Annotated in this window: 9 protein-coding genes; 6 read left to right on the forward strand and 3 right to left on the reverse strand. The window is 57.4% G+C overall.

Annotated elements, in window-relative coordinates; translation table 11 throughout:
* Both OZY47_RS00555 and OZY47_RS00560 read left to right on the forward strand, forming a co-directional pair.
* Nucleotides 1-1,338, forward strand: a complete 1,338-nt coding sequence (locus OZY47_RS00555; protein ID WP_277178018.1) for a hypothetical protein — start codon at nucleotides 1-3, stop codon at nucleotides 1,336-1,338.
* 417 nt (nucleotides 1,339-1,755) lie between these two features.
* The gene (locus tag OZY47_RS00560; protein WP_277178019.1) at nucleotides 1,756-4,023 is read left to right on the forward strand and encodes an InlB B-repeat-containing protein; all 2,268 of its coding nucleotides are present in this window, start codon (nucleotides 1,756-1,758) and stop codon (nucleotides 4,021-4,023) included.
* 318 nt (nucleotides 4,024-4,341) lie between these two features.
* On the opposite strand, the gene OZY47_RS00565 is transcribed toward OZY47_RS00560, so the two are convergent.
* On the reverse strand, nucleotides 4,342-7,833 hold the full coding sequence (locus OZY47_RS00565; protein ID WP_277178020.1) for a BspA family leucine-rich repeat surface protein: 3,492 nt from the start codon (nucleotides 7,831-7,833) through the stop codon (nucleotides 4,342-4,344).
* Between the two features lie 390 nt (nucleotides 7,834-8,223).
* Nucleotides 8,224-9,243: a class 1b ribonucleoside-diphosphate reductase subunit beta gene (gene nrdF / locus OZY47_RS00570; RefSeq protein ID WP_277179014.1), complete on the reverse strand. Its 1,020-nt coding sequence runs from the start codon at nucleotides 9,241-9,243 to the stop codon at nucleotides 8,224-8,226.
* Nucleotides 9,244-9,796: 553 nt separating this feature from the next.
* Here nrdF and OZY47_RS00575 point away from each other — a divergent pair.
* The 4 genes from OZY47_RS00575 (at nucleotide 9,797) to OZY47_RS00590 (ending at nucleotide 18,488) form a co-directional block, all read left to right on the forward strand.
* Nucleotides 9,797-13,624 (forward strand): BspA family leucine-rich repeat surface protein, encoded by a 3,828-nt coding sequence (locus OZY47_RS00575; RefSeq protein WP_277178021.1) that lies wholly within the window; start codon nucleotides 9,797-9,799, stop codon nucleotides 13,622-13,624.
* Between the two features lie 527 nt (nucleotides 13,625-14,151).
* On the forward strand, nucleotides 14,152-15,603 hold the full coding sequence (locus OZY47_RS00580) for an amino acid permease (protein WP_277178022.1): 1,452 nt from the start codon (nucleotides 14,152-14,154) through the stop codon (nucleotides 15,601-15,603).
* 12 nt (nucleotides 15,604-15,615) lie between these two features.
* On the forward strand, nucleotides 15,616-16,953 hold the full coding sequence (locus tag OZY47_RS00585; RefSeq protein WP_277178023.1) for an aspartate aminotransferase family protein: 1,338 nt from the start codon (nucleotides 15,616-15,618) through the stop codon (nucleotides 16,951-16,953).
* A gap of 353 nt (nucleotides 16,954-17,306) precedes the next feature.
* Nucleotides 17,307-18,488: an ATP-binding protein gene (locus tag OZY47_RS00590; RefSeq protein ID WP_277178024.1), complete on the forward strand. Its 1,182-nt coding sequence runs from the start codon at nucleotides 17,307-17,309 to the stop codon at nucleotides 18,486-18,488.
* 172 nt (nucleotides 18,489-18,660) lie between these two features.
* Here the strand turns inward: OZY47_RS00590 and OZY47_RS00595 are convergent, their stop codons facing one another.
* On the reverse strand, nucleotides 18,661-20,208 hold the full coding sequence (locus OZY47_RS00595; RefSeq protein ID WP_277178025.1) for a glycoside hydrolase family 32 protein: 1,548 nt from the start codon (nucleotides 20,206-20,208) through the stop codon (nucleotides 18,661-18,663).
* Between the last annotated feature and the right edge of the window lie 155 nt (nucleotides 20,209-20,363).

The following is a 20,363-nucleotide window of genomic DNA, read 5'->3' on the forward strand; positions in this document are numbered from 1 at the left end:
ATGGCTGACTATCGCAAAGGCAATACCAGCGGCCAAGAATCCACGGAATCAGGAAAGGGAAGATTCATGCAGCGTGTGTTTCATAAGCTCGCGGCCGCCCTCATCGCTCCACTGGTGCTGTTGACGGGCTTGACGTTGGGGCAGGGAACCGCCTCGGCGGCCGGTGGGTGCAATGTAGGTTCCAGCACGATAGCCCAATGCTTCCCTGACCCGGTGCTGGCCAAGGCCGTCGCCGATAAGAACGGCGTTCAAGTCGGCAGCACATTCACGCAAGGAATCATCGACGCGACGACTTCGCTCAGTCTGGACCCCATGGCGCAGGATTTCAAAGCGGTCAAGAACATCAACGGCATCGAGAAGCTCAGCAAAATCAATGACCTATATATCAGGTCGACAAAGCTTACAAGCATAGCGCCACTCGCGCACTTCGCTTCATTTAGTTATTTGACGATTAAGGACAGCCCGAATGTCAAGGATTTCAGCCCGTTGCAACATCTCGTCCCGAGAGATTACAGTAATCTTGTTTTAAGGAACGATGGTATTGCTGACCTCAGCCAGCTTCCCGTTTTCAATGGTGCCGAGTACTGGAATGAGGTTGATCTTTCGTACAATGAAATTTCGGATGTGAGTTTGTTGCACAATGAGCATGTCGGATATCTGGATCTCTCATGGAACAAGATTATTGACCTGAGCCCGATTGGTCAGCCTCAGACCATAACGGACCTTGAAGCAGCAGACCAGCACGTGGACGCCTCGTCGGTTTTTGCGCAGACGGGCAGCATGCCGACCGCGAAGAACATCGATGGCTCCTTTATTGCGCCCATAAAGATTAGGCCAAGTTCCGGCAGCTATGATTCCACTACGGGTTTGGTGACGTGGGGTGACCTGAAGAATGTCGATAAGATTTCCTTCGTGTTCGAGACCATGGATCTTCCCGGATGCGATTCTGGTTGCAGCTTTTTCGGTGGAACCGTGACGGCGGATCTCAGAGGGGCAATCGAGACCGAGAGCCTCGAGCCCACGCCCAACAGCATTCCTCGCAGGCCCAGCCCGCCCTCACATATCACGCCGACGCGGCCGCCGTCCGTGCCGAGGCCTGTCTTCCCGGCCCCGCAGATTGACCGCGACCCGGGCATCGACCCCGCGCCGAACCCTCTAAGTGAGCCGACCCCGACGGTGCCGATCTCGTACACCAGGCGGCAGGTACGGGTGGTGCGTTCCGGTGGCATGTTGTCGGAGACCGGGGCCGCGGTAGCGACGGTGCTCGTCGCGGCTGCCGTGCTGGTGGTCATCGGCCTGTGCCTGGCGACGGTCAAGTTGAGACACGACCACCTATAGTGCGAAGTGACTAGAACTATGGCCTGATAAGCGACCATAGTTAGCGACGCGGCCAAAATCGGAAGCGGATTCATTCCCCTCTCCGATTTTGGCCGTGTTTTCATATCGGAGTTCCGCGCCAATTTTGGCGGCGACCGGTAATTAGACAAATGGTTATTGGTTCATATATCAAAGCGCAATTTAGCGCAATTCGATATCGCAAAGCGCAACAAACTTTTGTGATGGAAGTCACTTTCCCAATTCTGTCGAATTGATGAATGTCCAGTATTTGCAATCGTTTGAAGCAAAAATCCCTCTCCAGTACTACATCAAACGATTATTCTCCGCGTTATGGTGGTAAAACCCGTTCGCAAGTGCAGTCAGTCGTAACGGATAGCGGTGCGAAATGAGTCGCGTCGCTGATGGATGAGGAGAGAAATGAAGAACAACGGAACAACATGGCGCATGAAGGCGGTGGTGGTCTCCGTGGCCATGGCGCTTTCGATGGGCGTCGGAACGGCCAATGCGGAGAGCCTTTCTCCTAGTCAGAAGAATGAACCCGTCGCGGTATCGCAATCCGTGGAATCTCCGGATCCCTCGAAAACGGCTGCGGTTTCCAATCCCAACCCGGCTGGTGATGCCAACCAACAGACCGAAGGCCAAAGTGGCGAAGCCAAAGGCGGTTCGTCGCAAGGTGCCGATAGCTCGCAATCGACTAAAAACGTTCAACGCGAAGGCACAAGCCAAGATTCCACCGCGACCAAAAGCGCCGTCGGAGCGCAGGATTCCAGCGCCGCCGGCCAGAGCAACTGCGTCATCGGTCAGAGCACGGTGGAGGATTGCTTCCCGGATCACGCGTTGATGCAGAGCGTGATGAGAGCGGGGTATGCCTTCGACGACAGTGTGTTCGACGAGACGGTGATTGAGAACGTCGATCGTGCCGGCCTGGACTGGGATGGCTCGCATGCGGAGAAGATGACAAGCCTGGAAGGCATTCAGAATTTCCCGAACCTGTCTTATCTCGATATGCCGAACAATAACATCTCCGACCTGAGCCCGTTGAGGGGTATGCGGATTGGCCAGATTGACCTGACGCACAACAGGATTGTTGACGCCTCGCCGTTGTGGACGGTTCACTACATCGAGAACCAGACGCCGGGCACCTGGACGGTGAACGTGTCGCAGAACCACATCTCGGATTTGACGGGTATCAGCCAGACGGAGAATCTGTTTGGCCTGAACCTGCAGAACAACGACCTGACCAACATCGAGCCCCTGCGGGGCGCGCCAAGCTTGTATCAGGTGTCGCTTTCCTTCAACGACATCACGGACTTCTCGCCTCTGTGGCCGGACACCAGCATCACGGTGTTGGCCGTCAACGACAATCCGCACCTGACCAGCCTCAAGGGCATCACGGCTTTGCGGAACCTGGAGCATCTGGACATCATGTGTGGCTACTACACGAGCGTCGCCACCGGCCTACCAGGGCCCAACGGCAAACTGGCGAGCCTGAAGGACATCGTTGGTCTTCCGGCGCTGCGAGAGCTGGACTTCAGCGGCAACCCGATCACCGATCTCACGCCGCTCGAGGGCATGAACAGCATCGTGAAGCTCGACGGCAACTCGTGTGGCATCGACGACCTCACGCCGTTGAAGCAGATGAAGGGCCTCACCTATGTCAGGTTCATGGAGGAGCGGATCAACCATCCGACGGTCACCGCGAAGCGTGGAACGGTGAGCGTGAAGTCGGTCAAGGGCGTGGACGGCAACTATCTCCGTCCCGCGAATACTCCGGGTCTCAGCTATTCCGAGAAGCCTGACGTGCATTACTGGATGATTGCAGGCGGCGACAATCTACCCCCTGTCAAATTCCCGCTGAACCAATACAACACCTCGAAACTCAACCCCGACCAGATACAGACGACCGTCGTGGGCATGGTTGGCCCGAAGCCTATTCTCCCAGGCGAAAGTGGCAATAACGGCAATAACGTCAATATTGCAAAGGCGCAGGTGGGTGTACAGGATGACAGTACCGCTTCGCCGGCGCCCAGCACCCAAGCCGGCTCGTCGTCCTCGTCGGGTCCATCGGACGGAAGCTATGATGCCACGACCGGCACCGCCACATGGACGGGGATTCAGCGTTCTGGCACGGCGTCGCTCTCGTTCGGGCAGTATCTTCCTCCGGTCAACCCGGGTAACGTCAATGCCAGCGAGATCGAATACAGCGGTATCGTCAGCCAGCCGTTCGTCATCGCGCAGGGTGTGGAAGATGTCACCTTCGATTCGCGCGGTGGCTCGACGGTCCCTCCGCAGGAGGTCAATGATGGCGACCTGGCTTCGAAGCCTGGCGATCCGACCAAGGCGGGGATGGACTTCAAGGGTTGGTCCACGGTGGCTGATGACACGTTGCGCGCGGACGGCACTCCTGTGCATGCCTACGATTTCAGCCTGCCGGTGACCACGAGCTTCACGCTGTACGCGCAGTGGGCGCCGCATGCCGGGCCTGAACCTGGGACTCCTTCGCAGGGTGGCTCGGCTCCGGCCAACTCAAACGGTTCCGGCACGTTGGCGCAGACCGGCATCGCCGGTGGCCTTATCTGGGCGGCTTTGTTCCTTGCTGTTGCGATGGCGGGTGCCGCGGTCTGGCTTCAGCGCCGTAAGCGCGCGAATGGCTCGGATGGCATGGACGTGGCCGACGCCGAGTGACAGCACGGGAGCGTTCAGTCCATTGGTTCAGTAGTTGAATAGCTGGATAGCTGAACGCATACCGCCGAGCAGATAATCGAATTGAGATGAGGAACGGACGCGAGACCTGAAGATGGCCACGCGTCCGTTCTTATCTCTTCCTTATCTCTTCCTTATCTCTCCAACTCGTCTGCAAGGCGACAAACAAAGAATTTGGGGCTGCGACCTATTGCTGGCCACAGCCCCAAATCGAGGTTACTGATTACCTATCAATCACCTATCAATCACCTATCAATCACCTATCAATCACCTATCAATCACCTATCAATCACCTATCGATCACACGGTGACTTCCATCGCACGATGATGGGAGATGATGAAGTTGTTGCGCTTTGTGACGGCGATGAACACCAGGAACATCATGAGCAACAGGGCAATCATCGCCATCAGGGCCTGAATCGGGGAGCTTGATCGCGAGGTCGTGGTGACGGCGGCTTCCTGCCCGACGCAGACGAACGCTGCCGGGGTGGTGGTGCCTTCCAGATAGCTGACGGGCTGGCACTTGCGGTTGGAGTTCCGCTTGTTCCCCGTGACCGTCTGGGGTGCGCCAAAGGCGTGGTCGTTGCCGCCAATCGTCGGAGCCGGTTGCCCGATCGCCGCCGGAGCCGAGGCGGGAAGCTGCTGTGCCGGGCTTTGGGGCGTGGGGGTCGAAGGAGTTCCCTGAGTCGTGGGCGTCGTGGGGGTCGAGGGAATCGAAGGCGTCACAGGAGGTATCGGGGTAGCGGGGACCAGCGGCGTGGTCTTGCGTGCCCAAGCCTCATAGAAGGTGAGGTCCTCGGGCACGATGTCGGGGTTGACCCCGGCCTTCTGGAGTTTACCGCTGCCGTCCGCGTTGGACGACCATCCCCGGAACTTGTAGTTGCCAGCGGACGCGCCTTTGAGCTCGAACGTGTCGCCGTCGGGCAGGGTGAAGGAATTGCCGTTGAGGCGGAGCGTGGAGACTGGCTCGATCGGGTTGCCGTCGGTGTCGAACGCGGGGGTGTACACCTTGATTACTTTGGCGGGGGCCGTCTGCTCGGTCTCGCCCTTGACCGACGTGCCGACGGGCAGCGGCGACTGCGGCTTCAGGGTCACCGTGCGGTCCCTGAGCCACACGTAGGTGCCGGTGGCGCTTGGGTCAGAGCTGCGGGTGCGGCCGGCCAACGCGGCGTTGTCGTAGGCAGTGGTCTCGTCGATGTCTTGCGCGGAAGGAGCGCCCGGTGCTGGTGTCGCCAGCTGCACCCACTGACCCTGGTAAGGTGTTTCACCATAGGGGGTGCTGTTGAAGGCCGCGTCTTGAAGAGCGGTGTTGGCGCCAACGGTCAATTGCTCCAGACTGGGGTCGAGCATGCTTTCCATGCTGTGGGCATTACGGGTATCGAACTTACTGATGTCAAGGTTCTTCAACTGGGTGTCGCCCAGGAACATACTACCCATGTCCTGCACGTTGCTGGTGTTGAACTTGTCGCCGAAGTTCATGTATACCGTCTTTGCGCAGTATTGGAACATGCCATTCATATTGGTGACGTGGCTGGTGTCGAAGTTGCTGCCAAGATTGATATACGGCATGTTGAGGCCCCAGAACATCCTATACATGCTGGTGACTTTGCTGGTGTTGAACTTGCTGCCGAGTTCGAGCCTTGGCAGGCTGGAACAGTTCGCGAACATCCAGCGCATATCCTGCACGTTGCTGGTGTCGAATTGATCGCCGAGATTGAGGGTGAGCAAACTGTTGCAGCCTTCGAACATGCCAAGCATGTCCCAGACGTGGCTGGTGTTGAACTTGTCGCCCAGCTTGATGTTGGTTGCGCCATTGCAATCACCAAACATGCGGTGCATGTTGGTGACGCCGCCGGTGTCGAAATGATCGCCGAGATCGAGGGGATTGACACTACGGCAGTTCGCGAACATATAGCTCATGTCGCTGACGCGGCTGGTGTTGAACTTGTCGCCCAGTCGAATGGTTTTGGCGCAGTAGCAGTTGGCGAACATATAGCCCATGTCGCCGACGAAACCCGTGCCGACGTTGCTGGTGTCGAATTCGTCGCCGAGGTCGATGGAACGCACGCTTTCGCACCCGGAAAACATGTGGTCCATGTTCTTTACCTTGCCGGTGTTGAAATTCTTACCGAGGTCAAGGCTGAGCAGACTTTTGCAATTCCCGAACATGCTGGACATGTCGGTGACGTTGCTGGTGTTGAACTTGTCACCTAGGTTCAGGCTGGCCAGGTGGCTGCTGATGCGGCCATTGCTGTTCCAATCCGTATTGAACATGCTGCCCATGTAGATGACGTTGCTGGTGTCGAAGTGGTCGCCGAGGTCGAGGTTGGTCAATGCGGTGCAAGACTGGAACATGGCGAGCATGTTGGTGACGTTGCTGGTGTCGAAGTGGTCGCCGAGATCGAGGCTGGTCAATGCGGTGCAACCGTCGAACATGCTGCGCATGTTGGTGACCTTGCTGGTATCAAAATGATTGCCAAGCTTGAGGGTGGTCATTTTGCTGGTTCTCCAGCCGTTCCATTGGTGGTTGACGTTGAACATGTAGCTCATGTCGGTGACGTTGCTGGTGTCGAAGTGGTCGCCGAGGTCCAGGCTGGTCAGTCCCGTGCAGTTGGCGAACATATAGCTCATGCCGGTGACCTTGCCGGTGTTGAATCCGCTCAAGTCAAGATTGGCGAGCACGTAGCAGTTCTTGAACATGCTGTACATGTATTTTGCGTTGCTGGTGTCGAAGCCAGTGCCGAAATTGATGCTCGTCAGCGCGTTGCAGTCTTCGAACATGGATCCCATGGCCGTTGCCTTGCTCGTGTTGAATCCACTGAGATCAAGGGTGGCCAGCCGTTCGCAGTCTTTGAACATAGCGCCTATGCTGGTGGCGTTGCGGGTGTCGAAGTTACCGCCGAATGTGATGCTGGTCAGATTCTTGCAGCCATTGAACATGGAACCCATGTCCTTCACGTTGCCGGTGTCCCACGAGCTCAGGTCGAGGCCGGTGAGTCCTGTGCAGTAATAAAACATGTTGTACATGTTTTCCACGCTGCGGGTGTCGAGTTGGGAGGGGTCGAAGTTGGCGAGTTCGCTGCCTTCGAACATGCTGCTCATGTCGGTGACGTTGCTGGTGTTCCACGAGCTCAGGTCGAGACCGGTGAGTCCGCTGTTTTTGAACATGCTGCCCATGTTGGTGACGTTGCTGGTGTTCCATGGGCTCAGGTCGAGACCGGCGAGGTTGGAGCAGTAATCGAACATGGAGCTCATGTTGGTGACGTGGCTGGTGTCCGTCAGGTTCAAGCCGGTGATGGATCCCAATCTGGTCAGATGTCTGAACAATCCGCTGGAATCGGCCGGCAACGTCGTGGTGCCGCCCGTGAATACGATCTGCGTGACCGGGCTGCTATAGGTGTCATCCTTGGCATTGCCCAATGCCTGCTGGAGTTTCGCCTTGTCGAGGGTGGCCCCCGAGCTTGGCGCGGTCACCGTGACGGTCGCGCCGTTCTCACTGGCGGTGATTTGCGCCTCGCCCGGTGCCGCGGGCTCTTCGTCTTGCACGCCAGGCTGCTGCTTGGTGGTATCGGATTTTGTCGTGTCGGCCTTGGGGGCCGGCGCCGCATCCTTGTCGCCCTGAGCCGCTTCGCCGCTTTGGACGCTCTCGTCGTGCGGTGCCTGCATCTGTGCCGACGTGCTGGTGTCCGAGGCCTGCGAGCGTTGGATATTTTCGGCGCTGGAGAGGGCAGGGACCGTGATGACGGCCATGGTGGCCAAAACGCCTATCGCGATTTTCGTGCTTTTCTTCATTGCTCTTCCGTTTTCTTCTTTTATTCTGTTATTCCGTACCACACCGGTTGCGATGGCCGTCGTCTTCAACGGTTGGGCGTCCAAAACCATCCGGTGATGTATTGCACTAGTCCTTTACTATACATAACAATGTATGACATTTCCATTTGTGTCAATAAATATTCACAATATAGAGAAATGATGAAAAAAGTTGTGTCTCATAACCAGATATTCGACAGCATTATTGTCATTACTGAATTACTGGGGTCGCCTTGCTAAGGCTGTGGGGCGAACGTGGGAGATGTCCTGTCAACTTCAATGGTGACGAGGCGAATCGCGACAAAATACGAAACAGGGGATGCGAACGGTAATGTCGCATCCCCTGTTACAAGTTGGAACGAAAGCTGGGCGCTAGAAGTCCCAATCCTCGTCGTCGGTCGCCTCGGCGTTGCCGATGACGTAGGAGGAGCCGGAGCCGGAGAAGAAGTCGTGGTTCTCGTCGGCGGAGGGGGAGAGCGCGGCGATGATCTCGGGGCTCACCTTGGTCTCGGCGGCGCTGAACTTGGCCTCATAGCCGAGGTTCATCAGCGTCTTGTTGGCGTTGTAGCGCACGAACGCCTGCACGTCATCGATGAAGTCGAAGCCCTCGTAGACCTGGTCGGAATACTTGACCTCGAGGTCATAGAGCTGGTTCAAGAGGTCATCGGTGTACTTTTTGAGCATTTCCTGGTCGGCCTGCGTGCGGTGCTCAAGGTGGCGCTGGTACTTGTAACCGGAGTAGTAGCCGTGGATGGCCTTGTCGCGAAGGATGAGGCGGATCATGTCGGCGGTGTTCATCAGCTTGGCGCGGCTGGAAAAGTAGAGCGGCAGGTAGAAGCCCGCGTAGAGCAGGAGGCTGGAGAGCATCACGGCCGCGACCTTGCGCTTCAGCGGGTCGTCGGACTGGTACTGCTCCATGACGATGCGCACGCGCTCCTGCACCAGGTCGTTGCCCACGGCCCAGCGGTAGGCTTCGTCGATCTGCTCGGAAGAGCAGAGGGTGGAGAAGATGGAGGAGTAGGAGCGGGCGTGCACCGACTGCATGAAGGCAATGTTGGTGTAGATGGCCTGCTCGTGCTCCGTGAGCGCGTCGGGAATCTGGACGAGCTCGCCGACGGTGGCCTGCTCGGTGTCAAGCGTGGTGAGGCCGGTGAAGACGCGCACGGTGGTCTGACGCTCGTGCTCGGTCATGCTCCTCCAGGAAGGAATATCGTTGGAGAGCGGCACCTTTTCGGGCAGCCAGAAGTTGGCGATGAGGCGGTTCCACACCTCGAGATCCTTGTCGTCCTGGATGTTGTTCCAGTTGACGGGGCGGATGCGCATGCTCTTCGGATCCGCGCCCTTCGCGAAGGCCGTCGACCACTGCGGGGGAGTGAGTGAATCCGCCATCATCTTGTCGTCGGCGAGTTTGACCTCGTTTGCCATTGTGTTCCTTCCATCGTTCTTACCGCGAAAACGCTTGTCTGTACCGCTTCCGGTGTCGTTGCCGGCAACCGTTTCGGCATTGCTGTCGTGGGCCACGCACGGTCGGCACGCGGGAATGTCATAGGGAATCCTATCTTTCCGTATTCCGTTGACATGCAGCGGTGGTTTCTGTCGTCATCGCAACTACATCTAGTGGTGCGGCAACGCAATACCCGCTATATATAGTAATCATTTCGCTTATGGCTCGTGAGGTGACGCGCGGTGAAAGCCGGAACTGTGAAGAAGATAACACGATTTTTGGATTCGAGATTCCTTGGTGACTGGTTCTAGTTTCATTAAACGTTTATCGCGTTCATTTGGATTTTTGGCGCATTTTATTCGTATCTGAATTCCAACCGTTCGCAGCGATTTTTCTACCGGTTAGGAATCCAATTTGCTAAAAGGTAATGCAATAGACAGAATTGGTATGTATATAGGTTTTATCATGCGATGAATTGACAGACAGAGGAGATGGAGAATCATGACTGCCGGCAAAAAGATGCCTAAGATTCTTGGCTCGGTCGCGGCCTTGGCCATGCTTTGCGGCGCCGTCACTGTTTCCGCGACGGCAAGTGATGCAAATAAGGACACTGAGGCCTCACAGACTTCGTCCTCCCAGCAGGTTGATCTGCAGAAGCAGGACAATAATAAGGACGGGAAGGAAGGCTCCGATCCCGCTGTCAAGGACGAGGCGAGCCAGAAGACCCAGCCCGAGCAGGGCACGAAGAGCGCCGCGAGCACGCCGAAGCCGCAGGCCCAAGGTGACGAGGCTCCCGCTCCTGCTCCCGGTTCCAGTCCCATGTTGGGCAAGCGGCCCACGGTGACGAGCGTAAAGATGACCTATGGGGCCAACGGGGCGTTCAAGATGAACATCATCGATGGCTCCTATCTTGATTTCCATTCCGATGGCTCTTATCTCTACCATTCCTTCGACGGCACGGAGACCACGGCCAGCCCGACGTATTCGGATCCCGCCAGCAACGGATACGGGGCGTCGTATAACTTTGCCTTCGATGCGCCGGTGCAGTACGTTGTATTTAATCCAGACGGTTCAGTGAAAGTCGTGAAATTCACCTCGGACAAGGGTCTCATTGAAGAATTCAATGGTGATCGGATGGGCCAGTTCAAACTCTCTCGCAACGACAGTTGGAAAGAGGAAATCCACCCGATGACTTGGGGGACCTCCACCATCATTCAGAACGCCGTCAGTGCCCCAAGAACGGGCAACGAGACTTATTACCTGTACGACGTTGGACCGGGTACCATTGGCTCCTTCGAAACCTCAAGTTGGAAAAGACTGTTAAACTACTACAACACGTCGGTTCCCGACGGCACCAGGTTGCGTTTCACCGATCCGGAGCATACCAAGCTTCCGGCGGACAGCTCGAGGATGTTCTCTGGCATCAGCACGCCCGGTTTCTTGGACATGGATCAGATTGGCAGGCTCGATACCAGTCAAGTGACCAACATGAGTAATCTTTTCTATAAAAGCCCCTCGGTAACAGGTACCAGCGTGCTCAAGAATTGGGACACCTCGAAGGTGACCGATATGACCAATATGTTCAGGAACACCAGGGTTTCCGAGATTAGTGCGCTTTCGCATTGGAATCTCGATAAGGTCCAGAATATGTCCTGGATGTTCTATGACGCTCATGTCCAAACTCTTGACGGTGCTGAGAACATCAGCTTCCCCGCCCTTACCAATATGAGCTGCATGTTTGCGCTTGATCCCGACATCAAGGATGTCAGCGTGATGGGAACGTGGGATACCTCGCATGTCACCACGATGAACCGGCTTTTCCAGGGCTCGCAGGGGTATGCGGACCAGTCGCCTGCGACTGACTCGCTCACCGAGCTGAAGGGTGTCGACAGGATTCACATGGATTCGGTCACTGACGCCAGTAAGATGTTTGCCTACAACCAAAACCTCACATCAATTGGTGGCATTCGCGACCTGCAGGTTTCCAACGTCAATGATGTCAGCTCCATGTTCGTCGACGACTGGGCCCTGACGAACCTGGACCTAAGTGGTTGGGACACGAGGAGTCTCAAGAATGTGACGACCATGCTCTTCATGAGTGATTCCCGGCTGCATGACGGTGACTATGCGCCGGGTCGAAGCAAGCTCGCCTCGGTTGACGTTTCCGGATGGAACACCTCCGCGCTCGACGATATAGGTTCGCTGTTCAGCGGTTGCGTCAACCTTACGGAGATCAAGGGGATTTCCGCATGGGACACTTCCTCGATCACTGGAATGTCGGGTGTGTTCTGCAATTGCTGGAAGCTTGACTCGCTCGATCTTTCGCGGTGGAATGTTTCGAATGCGATAACGGTTCGCGAGATGTTTGAGAACGTTGGCAAAGATGCCTCTAATGTAGATCTATCGTCGTTGGCGAGCTGGAGATTCGGCAACGATGATGTTGAGGTATTCGGCATGTTCCAGGGTTGTGCCGCCAAGACGTTGCCGGTTGATGATTGGGACATGGGTAACATCACCAATATCAACTACATGTTTGCCGAAATGCCGAACATAACCACTATTGACCTCTCCAAGTGGGATACGCACAGCGTCAATTGGGTGCAGTCGACATTCAGAGATTCCCCCAAGCTGGAATCTGTCGATCTGGGCAATTGGAACACGAAAGGGCTTTGCGCCATCAATGATATGTTCAATGGCGACACATCATTGGTCAGTGTCGGCGACCTGTCGCATAAAAAAGGCAGCGACGTATGGGATACCAGCAAAGTTCAGGATATGGAATGTGCCTTCAAGGATTGCCCCAGCCTCAAGAGTCTTGACTTGAGTGGTTGGGATTTGAGCACTATCGTGACGAGCTCAAGTACTGGCACCGTATGCGTGGGTGGCAACTGCACCGTCCATGTTGCCGCTGGCGTCGATGAGATGTTCTCCGGGGATTCCGGGCTCGAAACCCTCAATATGGCCGACTGGAATATGCCTCAGGTGACCACGCTCGACAATATGTTCAAGGGCGCCACCGGGCTCAAGAACCTTGACCTCTCCAATTGGGACGCCAGCAAGATCACCAGCTTCGATAACACCTTCACCGACGTCGGCTCGCCCGACGGCATGAAGCTGAACCTTTCGAACTGGAAGGTCAACAAGGACGTCAATATCGAGATGTCGCTTCGTGACACGAATGTGGCCGAGCTCGATTTGAGCGGTTGGGACACGACCACCGACACCGGCTTCCGTCCGCGATTCTCCTCGAAGCTGCGCCTGCTGACCGTCGGCCCGAAGACCCAGCTGCGTCCCGAGTACTTCGCGCCGGGCTCCGAGCCTGGCGGGCTCCTGCGCGACACCGGTTCCTACACCGGCCAGTGGGTGGAGGCCAGCGCCAAGGCCGACGCCAAACAGACCTGCACGGTTGACGGAACGACCTACACCGCGAAGGGCGAGTCCTGGACGAGCTGCGGACGTGCCACCGGCACGAGCGCGACCGTTGCGATGATGGCCCACGCCAACGCCAACGGGAAAGAAGCGACCTACGTCTGGGAGCAGAGCGCCAAGGTGCACTTCGCCGGTCTTGATGCCTTGAGGCCCAAGGCTCCTTACAACGACAGCGTGATGGCCCCGCAGAGCGCCTACGGTGTTGATGCGCTGGGTATCAAGGTCGACGGCAGCGAGAAGACCGTGGATGTGCGTGGCCTGATCGTCGGGCTCCCGGCCGAGCTCCGCTCCAACGGCTTCACCAATGTAGGCTGGCTGCGCGATGGCGACGCCACTTCGAATATCAGCGCTCCCGGCACGCAGATGTCGGTGCCCGCCGGTGAGCAGGTGGTGCGCGCGATGTGGACCAGGGATCAGCCCATTACCATCAACGTGCCGACCCACCCTGTGCCTCCGAGCCAGCCCAGCCAGCCTGGTGGTGGCTCCGGTCCTCAGATTCCGAATGGATCTCAGAGTCCGTTCGGTCGCACGAGGTATCTCTTCGGTTCGGGTACCGCTGCTGGCCCGTTCGGTGCCGCCAACAACGGTCAAGACAGCCTCGCCAACAAGAACACGAAGTCCAAGAAGCACGAGACCACCAAGAAGCCGCTGTGCCTGCCTGGCTACGTTCTGAGTTCGGCATATGTGGTCGATGAGGCTGGCTATGTGGTGCCGACCGCGACGAGGTGCGTGCCGTCGGACGCTTCGGCGAATGCCAGCGTGGCGACAAGCAGCCACGCCGCCTTCCCGTGGTGGATCGTGCTGCTGGCGGCCGTGGCGCTGATTGGCTATTACTGCTATGCCAACCGCGACCGGTTCGTCTACGCCCAGCATCGCGACGATAGCTACGGACGCCACTGACGTAGCGCTTCCTGGCTGACGTAGCTCCGCTTGGCGAAGGTAGTCTCGCCGGGAAGTTGGAAGAAAGGTTAAGACGAGGGGTCACGGATATCAGGTCCGTGGCCCCTCGCCTTTATGTGTATAGCCATTATGTATGTGTGCATGAATGAACGAAACGAACGAATGTGTGGTCGCACGGTCGTGTGGTCGCATCAGCGAATACATGGTCCATATACATGGTGCGTGAATACGTTGTTATGGATAAACAATGACGCATTAATAGAAGCTGACCTTAGGTTTGTCTAAAGAACGCGGATGGGCCGTACTTTGGCCACTTGAGAGATCGGGCGTCGTCCTCACAATACCCGTGCGAATTGCCTAAAAAGCCACCAATCGCATATGTCACTATGCGAACTGTTGGCGCGCGGGGCGGATGGAATGAAGTAACTTCGTTGCAAGAGCGAGAATCGAAAGTGCGCGGCAAAACCGGCGTCATCGACACAATCTGACATGGTTCGCTTAACATTATTAGAGTTGAAGGGGTAGGTATGGCAACGTTCAAGGAACGTATCTTCCGAAAAGAGGATCCGAGCGTATACGAGCAGAAGGATGCTCATCTGGTTCGAACCCTGCGTGTGCGGGACTTTTTGGCCCTGGGCCTGGGAACCGTCCTGTCCACGGCTATTTTCACCCTGCCTGGAACGGTGGCGGCCCAGCACGCGGGCCCCGCGGTGGTGCTCTCCTTCATCGCCGCTGGTGTGGTCGCCGGTCTGGTGGCCTTCGCCTATGCCGAAATGGCTTCGGCGATGCCGTTCGCTGGTTCGGCGTATTCATGGATCAACGTCATTTTCGGTGAGTTCTTCGGCTGGATCGCAGGCTGGGCCCTGTTGGCGGAGTACTTCATCGCCGTGGCCTTCGTCGGTTCGGGTCTCTCGGCCAATTTCCGCGGTTTGATCGAGCCGTTGGGCTTGAAGCTGCCGAAGATACTGGCCAATCCGTTTGGAACCGATGGAGGCATAATCGATCTGGTCTCCGTGGTCGCGATCCTCGCCGTGGCCTTCCTGATTTCCCGTGGAGCCAACCAGACCAGCCGCGTCGAGAACGTTCTGGTCGTGCTGAAGGTCATCGTCATCCTGCTGTTCATCGTGGTCGGCTGCACGGCGATCAAGCCGCAGAACTACGTGCCGTTCATTCCCAAGTACCATCTCAATCCCGATGGGTCGGCCTTCGGTGGCTGGCAGGGCATCTACGCCGGTGTCTCGATGATCTTCCTGGCGTATATCGGCTTCGACTCCATCGCCGCCAATTCCGCCGAGGCCAAGGACCCAAGCAAGACGATGCCCAAGGGGATCATGGGCTCGCTGCTGGTCGGCGTCGTGTTGTTCGCGGCCGTCTCGCTGGTCCTCGTCGGCATGTTCCACTATCCGCTTTACGCCAACAACGCCGAACCGGTGGGCTGGGCCTTGCGCAAGAGCGGCCACGTGATTGTCGCCACGATTGTGCAGGCGGTGGCTTGCCTGGGCATGTTCGCGGCGTTGATCGGCATGATGATGGCCGGTTCCCGTCTGCTCTATTCCTTCGGTCGTGACGGCCTGCTCCCGAAGTGGCTGGGCAAGATCAACGATAGGCACCTTCCGAACAACGCTTTGCTGGCGCTGACGGTCTTTGCCGTGATCATCGGTTCCATCTTCCCGTTCGCCTTCCTGAGCCAGCTGATTTCCGCCGGCACGCTGATCGCCTTCATGTTCGTCTCGCTCGGTATCTACGGCCTGCGCAAGCGCGAGGGCAAGGATATCCCCGAGCCCGGCTTCAAGATGCCGTTCTACCCGGTGATGCCCGCCTTGGCGTTCATCGGTTCCTTGATCGTATTCATCGGGCTGAGCAACGACGCGAAGATCTATGCCCTGGGCTGGTTCGTCTTCGGTCTGATTCTGTATTTCTGCTATGGAGTGAGGCATTCCGCTCTCAACGGCGAGAAGTCTCCCAGCGGCGAAAAGTAAGGAGGAGAGAAGTTGGGTAACAATCAACAGTTATTGGCTCGCGAGGATGAGGTCCTGTCGCCCGCGGTGCGTATCAAGTATTTCGATATCGTCATCCAGAAGGCGCGTGGGGCGGTGCTCACCGACGCCGACGGCCGTGACTATATCGACCTGCTGGCCAGCGCGTCCGCGACCAACACCGGCCATTGCCACCCCCACGTCGTGGAGGCGATTCAGAAGCAGGCCGCCAATCTGATCCAATACACGCCGGCCTATTTCGCCAGCGGGCCCGAGATCGAACTGGCCCAGCGCCTCGCCAAGCTTGCGCCGATAAGCGAGCCGGTCAAGGTCGCCTGGGGCAATTCCGGTTCCGACGCCAACGACGCGATCATCAAGTACGCCCGCGCCTACACCGGCCGCCAGTACATCGTCAGCTTCACGGGCGCCTACCATGGCTCCACCTATGGCTCGATGTCCATTTCGTCGGTCAGTCTGAACATGAGCCGCAAGATGGCCCCGATGCTCCCGGGCGTGGTGAAGGTGCCGTATCCCGACATTCATGACCGCCTGCCGCACGAGACCGAGGACGAGTTCGTCGAGCGGATGATCGCCGCCTTCAAGCTGCCCTTCGAGACCTACTTGCCGGCTGAGGAGGTCGCCGCGATCGTCATCGAGCCGATTCAGGGCGATGGCGGCATCGTCAAGGCGCCGCAGAAGTATATGGACTTCCTCTGGCAATTCGCCCACGAGCACGGCATCCTCACCGCGATTGACGAGGTCAACCAGGGCATGGGGCGCACTGGCAAATGGTGGTCGATCCAGAACTTCGGGCTTGAGCCCGACCTGATGACCATCGGCAAGTCCATCGCCTCCGGCCTGCCGTTGAGCGCGATCATCGGGCGTGCGGACGTCATGGACGCCTTGGGCTCCCCGGCCGTCACCTTCACGACGGCGGGCAATCCGGTGACGACGGCCGCGGCGAACGCCACGCTGGACGTCATGGAGCAGGAGCACCTCGTCGAGCGCTCGGCGAAGCTGGGTCCGGAGGTCAAGGCCTACTTCGAGAAGAAGCGTGAGCAGTACGATTTCATCGGCGACATCCGTTTCTATGGTCTCGACGGCGGCATCGACATCATCAATCCTGAGACCGGGGAGGGCGACCAGGAGGCCACCACCAAGCTGATTTATCGCCTCTACCAACTGGGCGTCATCATCATCAGCCTCCGTGGCTACATCCTGCGCTTCCAGCCGCCGCTGGTCATCACCGAAGACCAGTTGCAGCAGGCTTTCAAGGCCTTCGACCAGGCGCTGGCCGAATTGGCGGAGGGCAAGCTGAGCCTGCCCGAGGGCGCCGGCAAGATCGGCTGGTAAGCCAGACAAACAGGTAAGCAACTCGGTCAGTTGCGTCAGACGGGCCGTCGGCTTTGAATAGCCGGCGGCCCGCCTTTTTGCCTAAAGAGCAAGCGTTTCCCGCAAATCATGCAGTAGAGCTCCCGGAAATCGTACAGTAGAACCTCGTACGAATCGTACAGTAGAACCCCATGCAAATCGTACAGTAGGATTGCCGAAAATCGTACAGTAGAGTTCCTGCAAATCGTACAGTAGAACTCCCGAAAATCGTATGGTAGAATACCTGTAAATCGTACAGTAGAAATGAAATATGGCGATATTCCGGGGTTTGCTCAGATCTGAGAAGATGCAATAGCGGCGAAAGGAGGCAAGAAATGATACCTCGCACGATAACGGATACGATACGTGACGCAGTGTCACAGTTTCCCGTCGTCACGTTGACAGGTGCCCGCCAAAGTGGCAAGACGACGTTGCTGCGGGAAGAGTTTCCCGACTACCAATATGTGTCTTTGGAAGGGTCGAGAGCCCAGCGTCTTGCGGCTGATGACCCGGAAGCGTTTTTGCGGCTTTATGGCGATCACGTCATTTTTGACGAGGCTCAGCGCGTGCCCAAACTGTTTTCCGACGTTCAGGTATTGGTTGACGAACGTAAGCAACGCCCCGGGCAATTTATCATTTCAGGCTCGCAGAATTTTCTGCTTCTCAAGTCTATTTCACAGTCATTGGCGGGGCGCGCCGCGATTCTTCATCTTCTTCCGCTCTCTTATCGTGAATTGAGCCAGGGCGGTTTGGCTCCGAAAACGATGGATGATTGGGTCTTTAAGGGCGGCTATCCGAGGTTGTTTGACCAATCTGTCGAGCGAAGCGTCAATATGGGGCTTTACTTCTCAGGCTATGTGGATACGTACATCGAACGCGATGTCCGTGAAGAGCTGGGTGTTCGGAAGGTCGGTGATTTCACCACATTTTTGCGGCAGTGCGCGTTGCGGAGCGGTGAAATGCTCAATTACAATGCGCTCGCAGTGGCTTGTGGAGTGAGCGTTGGCACTGTCCGGGAATGGTTGTCGATGCTTGAATCCAGTTTTATTGTGTTCAGGCTTTATCCCTACCACACCAACTTCGGCAAGCGGCTGGTCAAAACTCCGAAACTGTATTTTTATGACACCGGTTTGGCGGCTTACCTGTCGGGATTGGACAGTTTGGAAGCGCTTATGCTCAGCGACCATCGTGGCTCGCTGTTCGAAAATGCGGTGATCGTGGAACTAATGAAACTGTATTATGCGCAGGGTCGTAAGCCGCAACTCTATTTCTGGCGTGATGCGGAACGCAAGGAAATCGATCTGCTGATCGAAAAGGGCGGGAAGGTGCGATATGCGGTGGAGATCAAAGCTTCCACTGTCTACGATTCCCATGCCTTCGCGGTTGTGGATGAATTGGGGGAGCGGTTTGGGCTTGATGCCGCTCATCGGATCGTTGTTTATGGCGGGGACCAGACGGTCGATACCAGATTCGGAAAATTGTTGCAGGTTGCCGATTTGCCGCAATTGGTTGTATAGGTATCGCAGGGTTCCGCAAGGTTATCTGTTTTTGGGTTGCGCCATAATCGGGCCGTTGAGGGGCGCCAAGGGGCCCGAATATGTCGGAATTATTTTTCCCGCCATATTTGGGCCTCTTGGGTGGAGGCAGTGGCTTGTTTATGGCGCGAACTTGCTCTAGGTGGTGCCCGGCCTACTCCAGGCCGATGCTTTTGAGGTCGTGGACGGTGAGCTTGTCGACGGCGAGAACGCCTGACTCGGCGCTCAGCTTCACCGCGCGCTTGCCTTCGGAGGGGTAGCTGTAGGAGCTCAGCACGTGCAGGCCGTCGTTGACGTAGACCTCGACGGAGCCGCGATCGACGTAGACATGCAGCTTCAGCTCGTCGGCGGCCAGCTCCTCATCGGTGAGCTTGGCGGCGCGATAGCCGCGGTCGCCACGGGCTGCGGCCTGACGGTCGACCACCACGGTGCCGGCCTGCGCGTCGTAGGCGACGTAGGTGTAGGAGCCGTCGGGGGTGGCGTGGACCTTGAGACCCGCGCGCTCGGCAGTCGTGTTCTTCAAGTTGATGTCGAGCTCGATTTCCACGGCCTCGGCGTCTTCGTCCACGAGCGCCTCTTCGTTGGCCTCGATAGGGCGGGCGACGTGCTCGAAGGTGTTGATGCGCAGCTTGTCGATCTCCGGCACCGGCACGGTGTGCAGGTCGCCGTCGTCGCCGAGGAAGCATTCGCGCGGCAGGATCATCTGGCCGCACCAACCGTCGGACTGCATGGGGGCGTTCTCGCTAAACGGGCTCATCCATCCGTACATGATGCGACGGCCGTTGGCCTCGAATGACTGCGGGGCATAATAGTTGGCGCCGCAATCGAGCAGACGGAACTCGGTTTCGGGCTTGAAGGCCTCGCCTGGCTTCCAGGTGCCGATCATGTAGCCGGCGTTGTTCTCGTTGCGATTCATATAGCCCTTGGCTTTCGAACCCATTGCGGAGAAGACGATGACCCACTTGGTCTCGCCGTTCTTGTCTTTGAGCGGGAAGAAGTCGGGGCATTCGAGCATGAAGACGTCCGGGTCCGGGTCATCGTACAGCACATTCTGGAAGTCCCAGTGAATCATGTCGGTGGAGGTATAGGCCCAGATCTGGCCGCGATGGTCGGCGGTGGAGACGCCGTGGACCAGGTGCCAGACGCCGTCCTGCTTCCAGACCTTCGGGTCGCGGAAGTGGGAGTCGACGCGTTCGCGCGGGCAGTCGATGACCATGCCCAGCTTGTTGAGCTTGGTGGCGTCGTCGTCCTCGGCCTCGGCGAGCATCTGGACCTGCCACTGGCCGTCGGTGTCGTCCTTGCCGTTGTTCCAGCGATGGCCGGTGTAATAGAACTTGAGTTTGCCGTCATCGTCGATCACGGCGGAACCGGAGAAGACGCCGTCCTTTTCCTGCTCGAGGCTGGGGGCCATGGCGATGGGCTCGCGGCGCCAGCTCACCATGTCGGCGCTAGAAACGTGGCCCCAGTGCATCGGGCCCCACTGCGTGCCGTAAGGGTGCAGCTGGTAATACACGTGCCAGCGGCCCTTGTAATAGCACAGGCCATTCGGGTCGTTGATCCAGCCGCCGTTCGAGGCGATGTGGTACTTGGGGTACCAGCGATCCTCGCGCTCGAGGGCGAGCGTTTCGACGCCGGCTTCGGCTTTGGCGAGCTCCTCGTCGTGGTCGCGGATGGGGGTGTAAACAGGGGATGTGTTGGTCATTGTCGTTGACCTTTCTCTCAAAATATTATTGTGTAACGGTCAGATATTCCGTGTTCATCATGTTGCGTTCGTGACGCCAATCCGCCAATTGGCGTCACAAACGCAATGTGTTATTGCAAATGCGACGCTAAATGGGGTCGTAGCGTCACAAACGC

The organism is Bifidobacterium sp. ESL0790 (assembly GCF_029395435.1).
Lineage (GTDB): Bacteria > Actinomycetota > Actinomycetes > Actinomycetales > Bifidobacteriaceae > Bifidobacterium.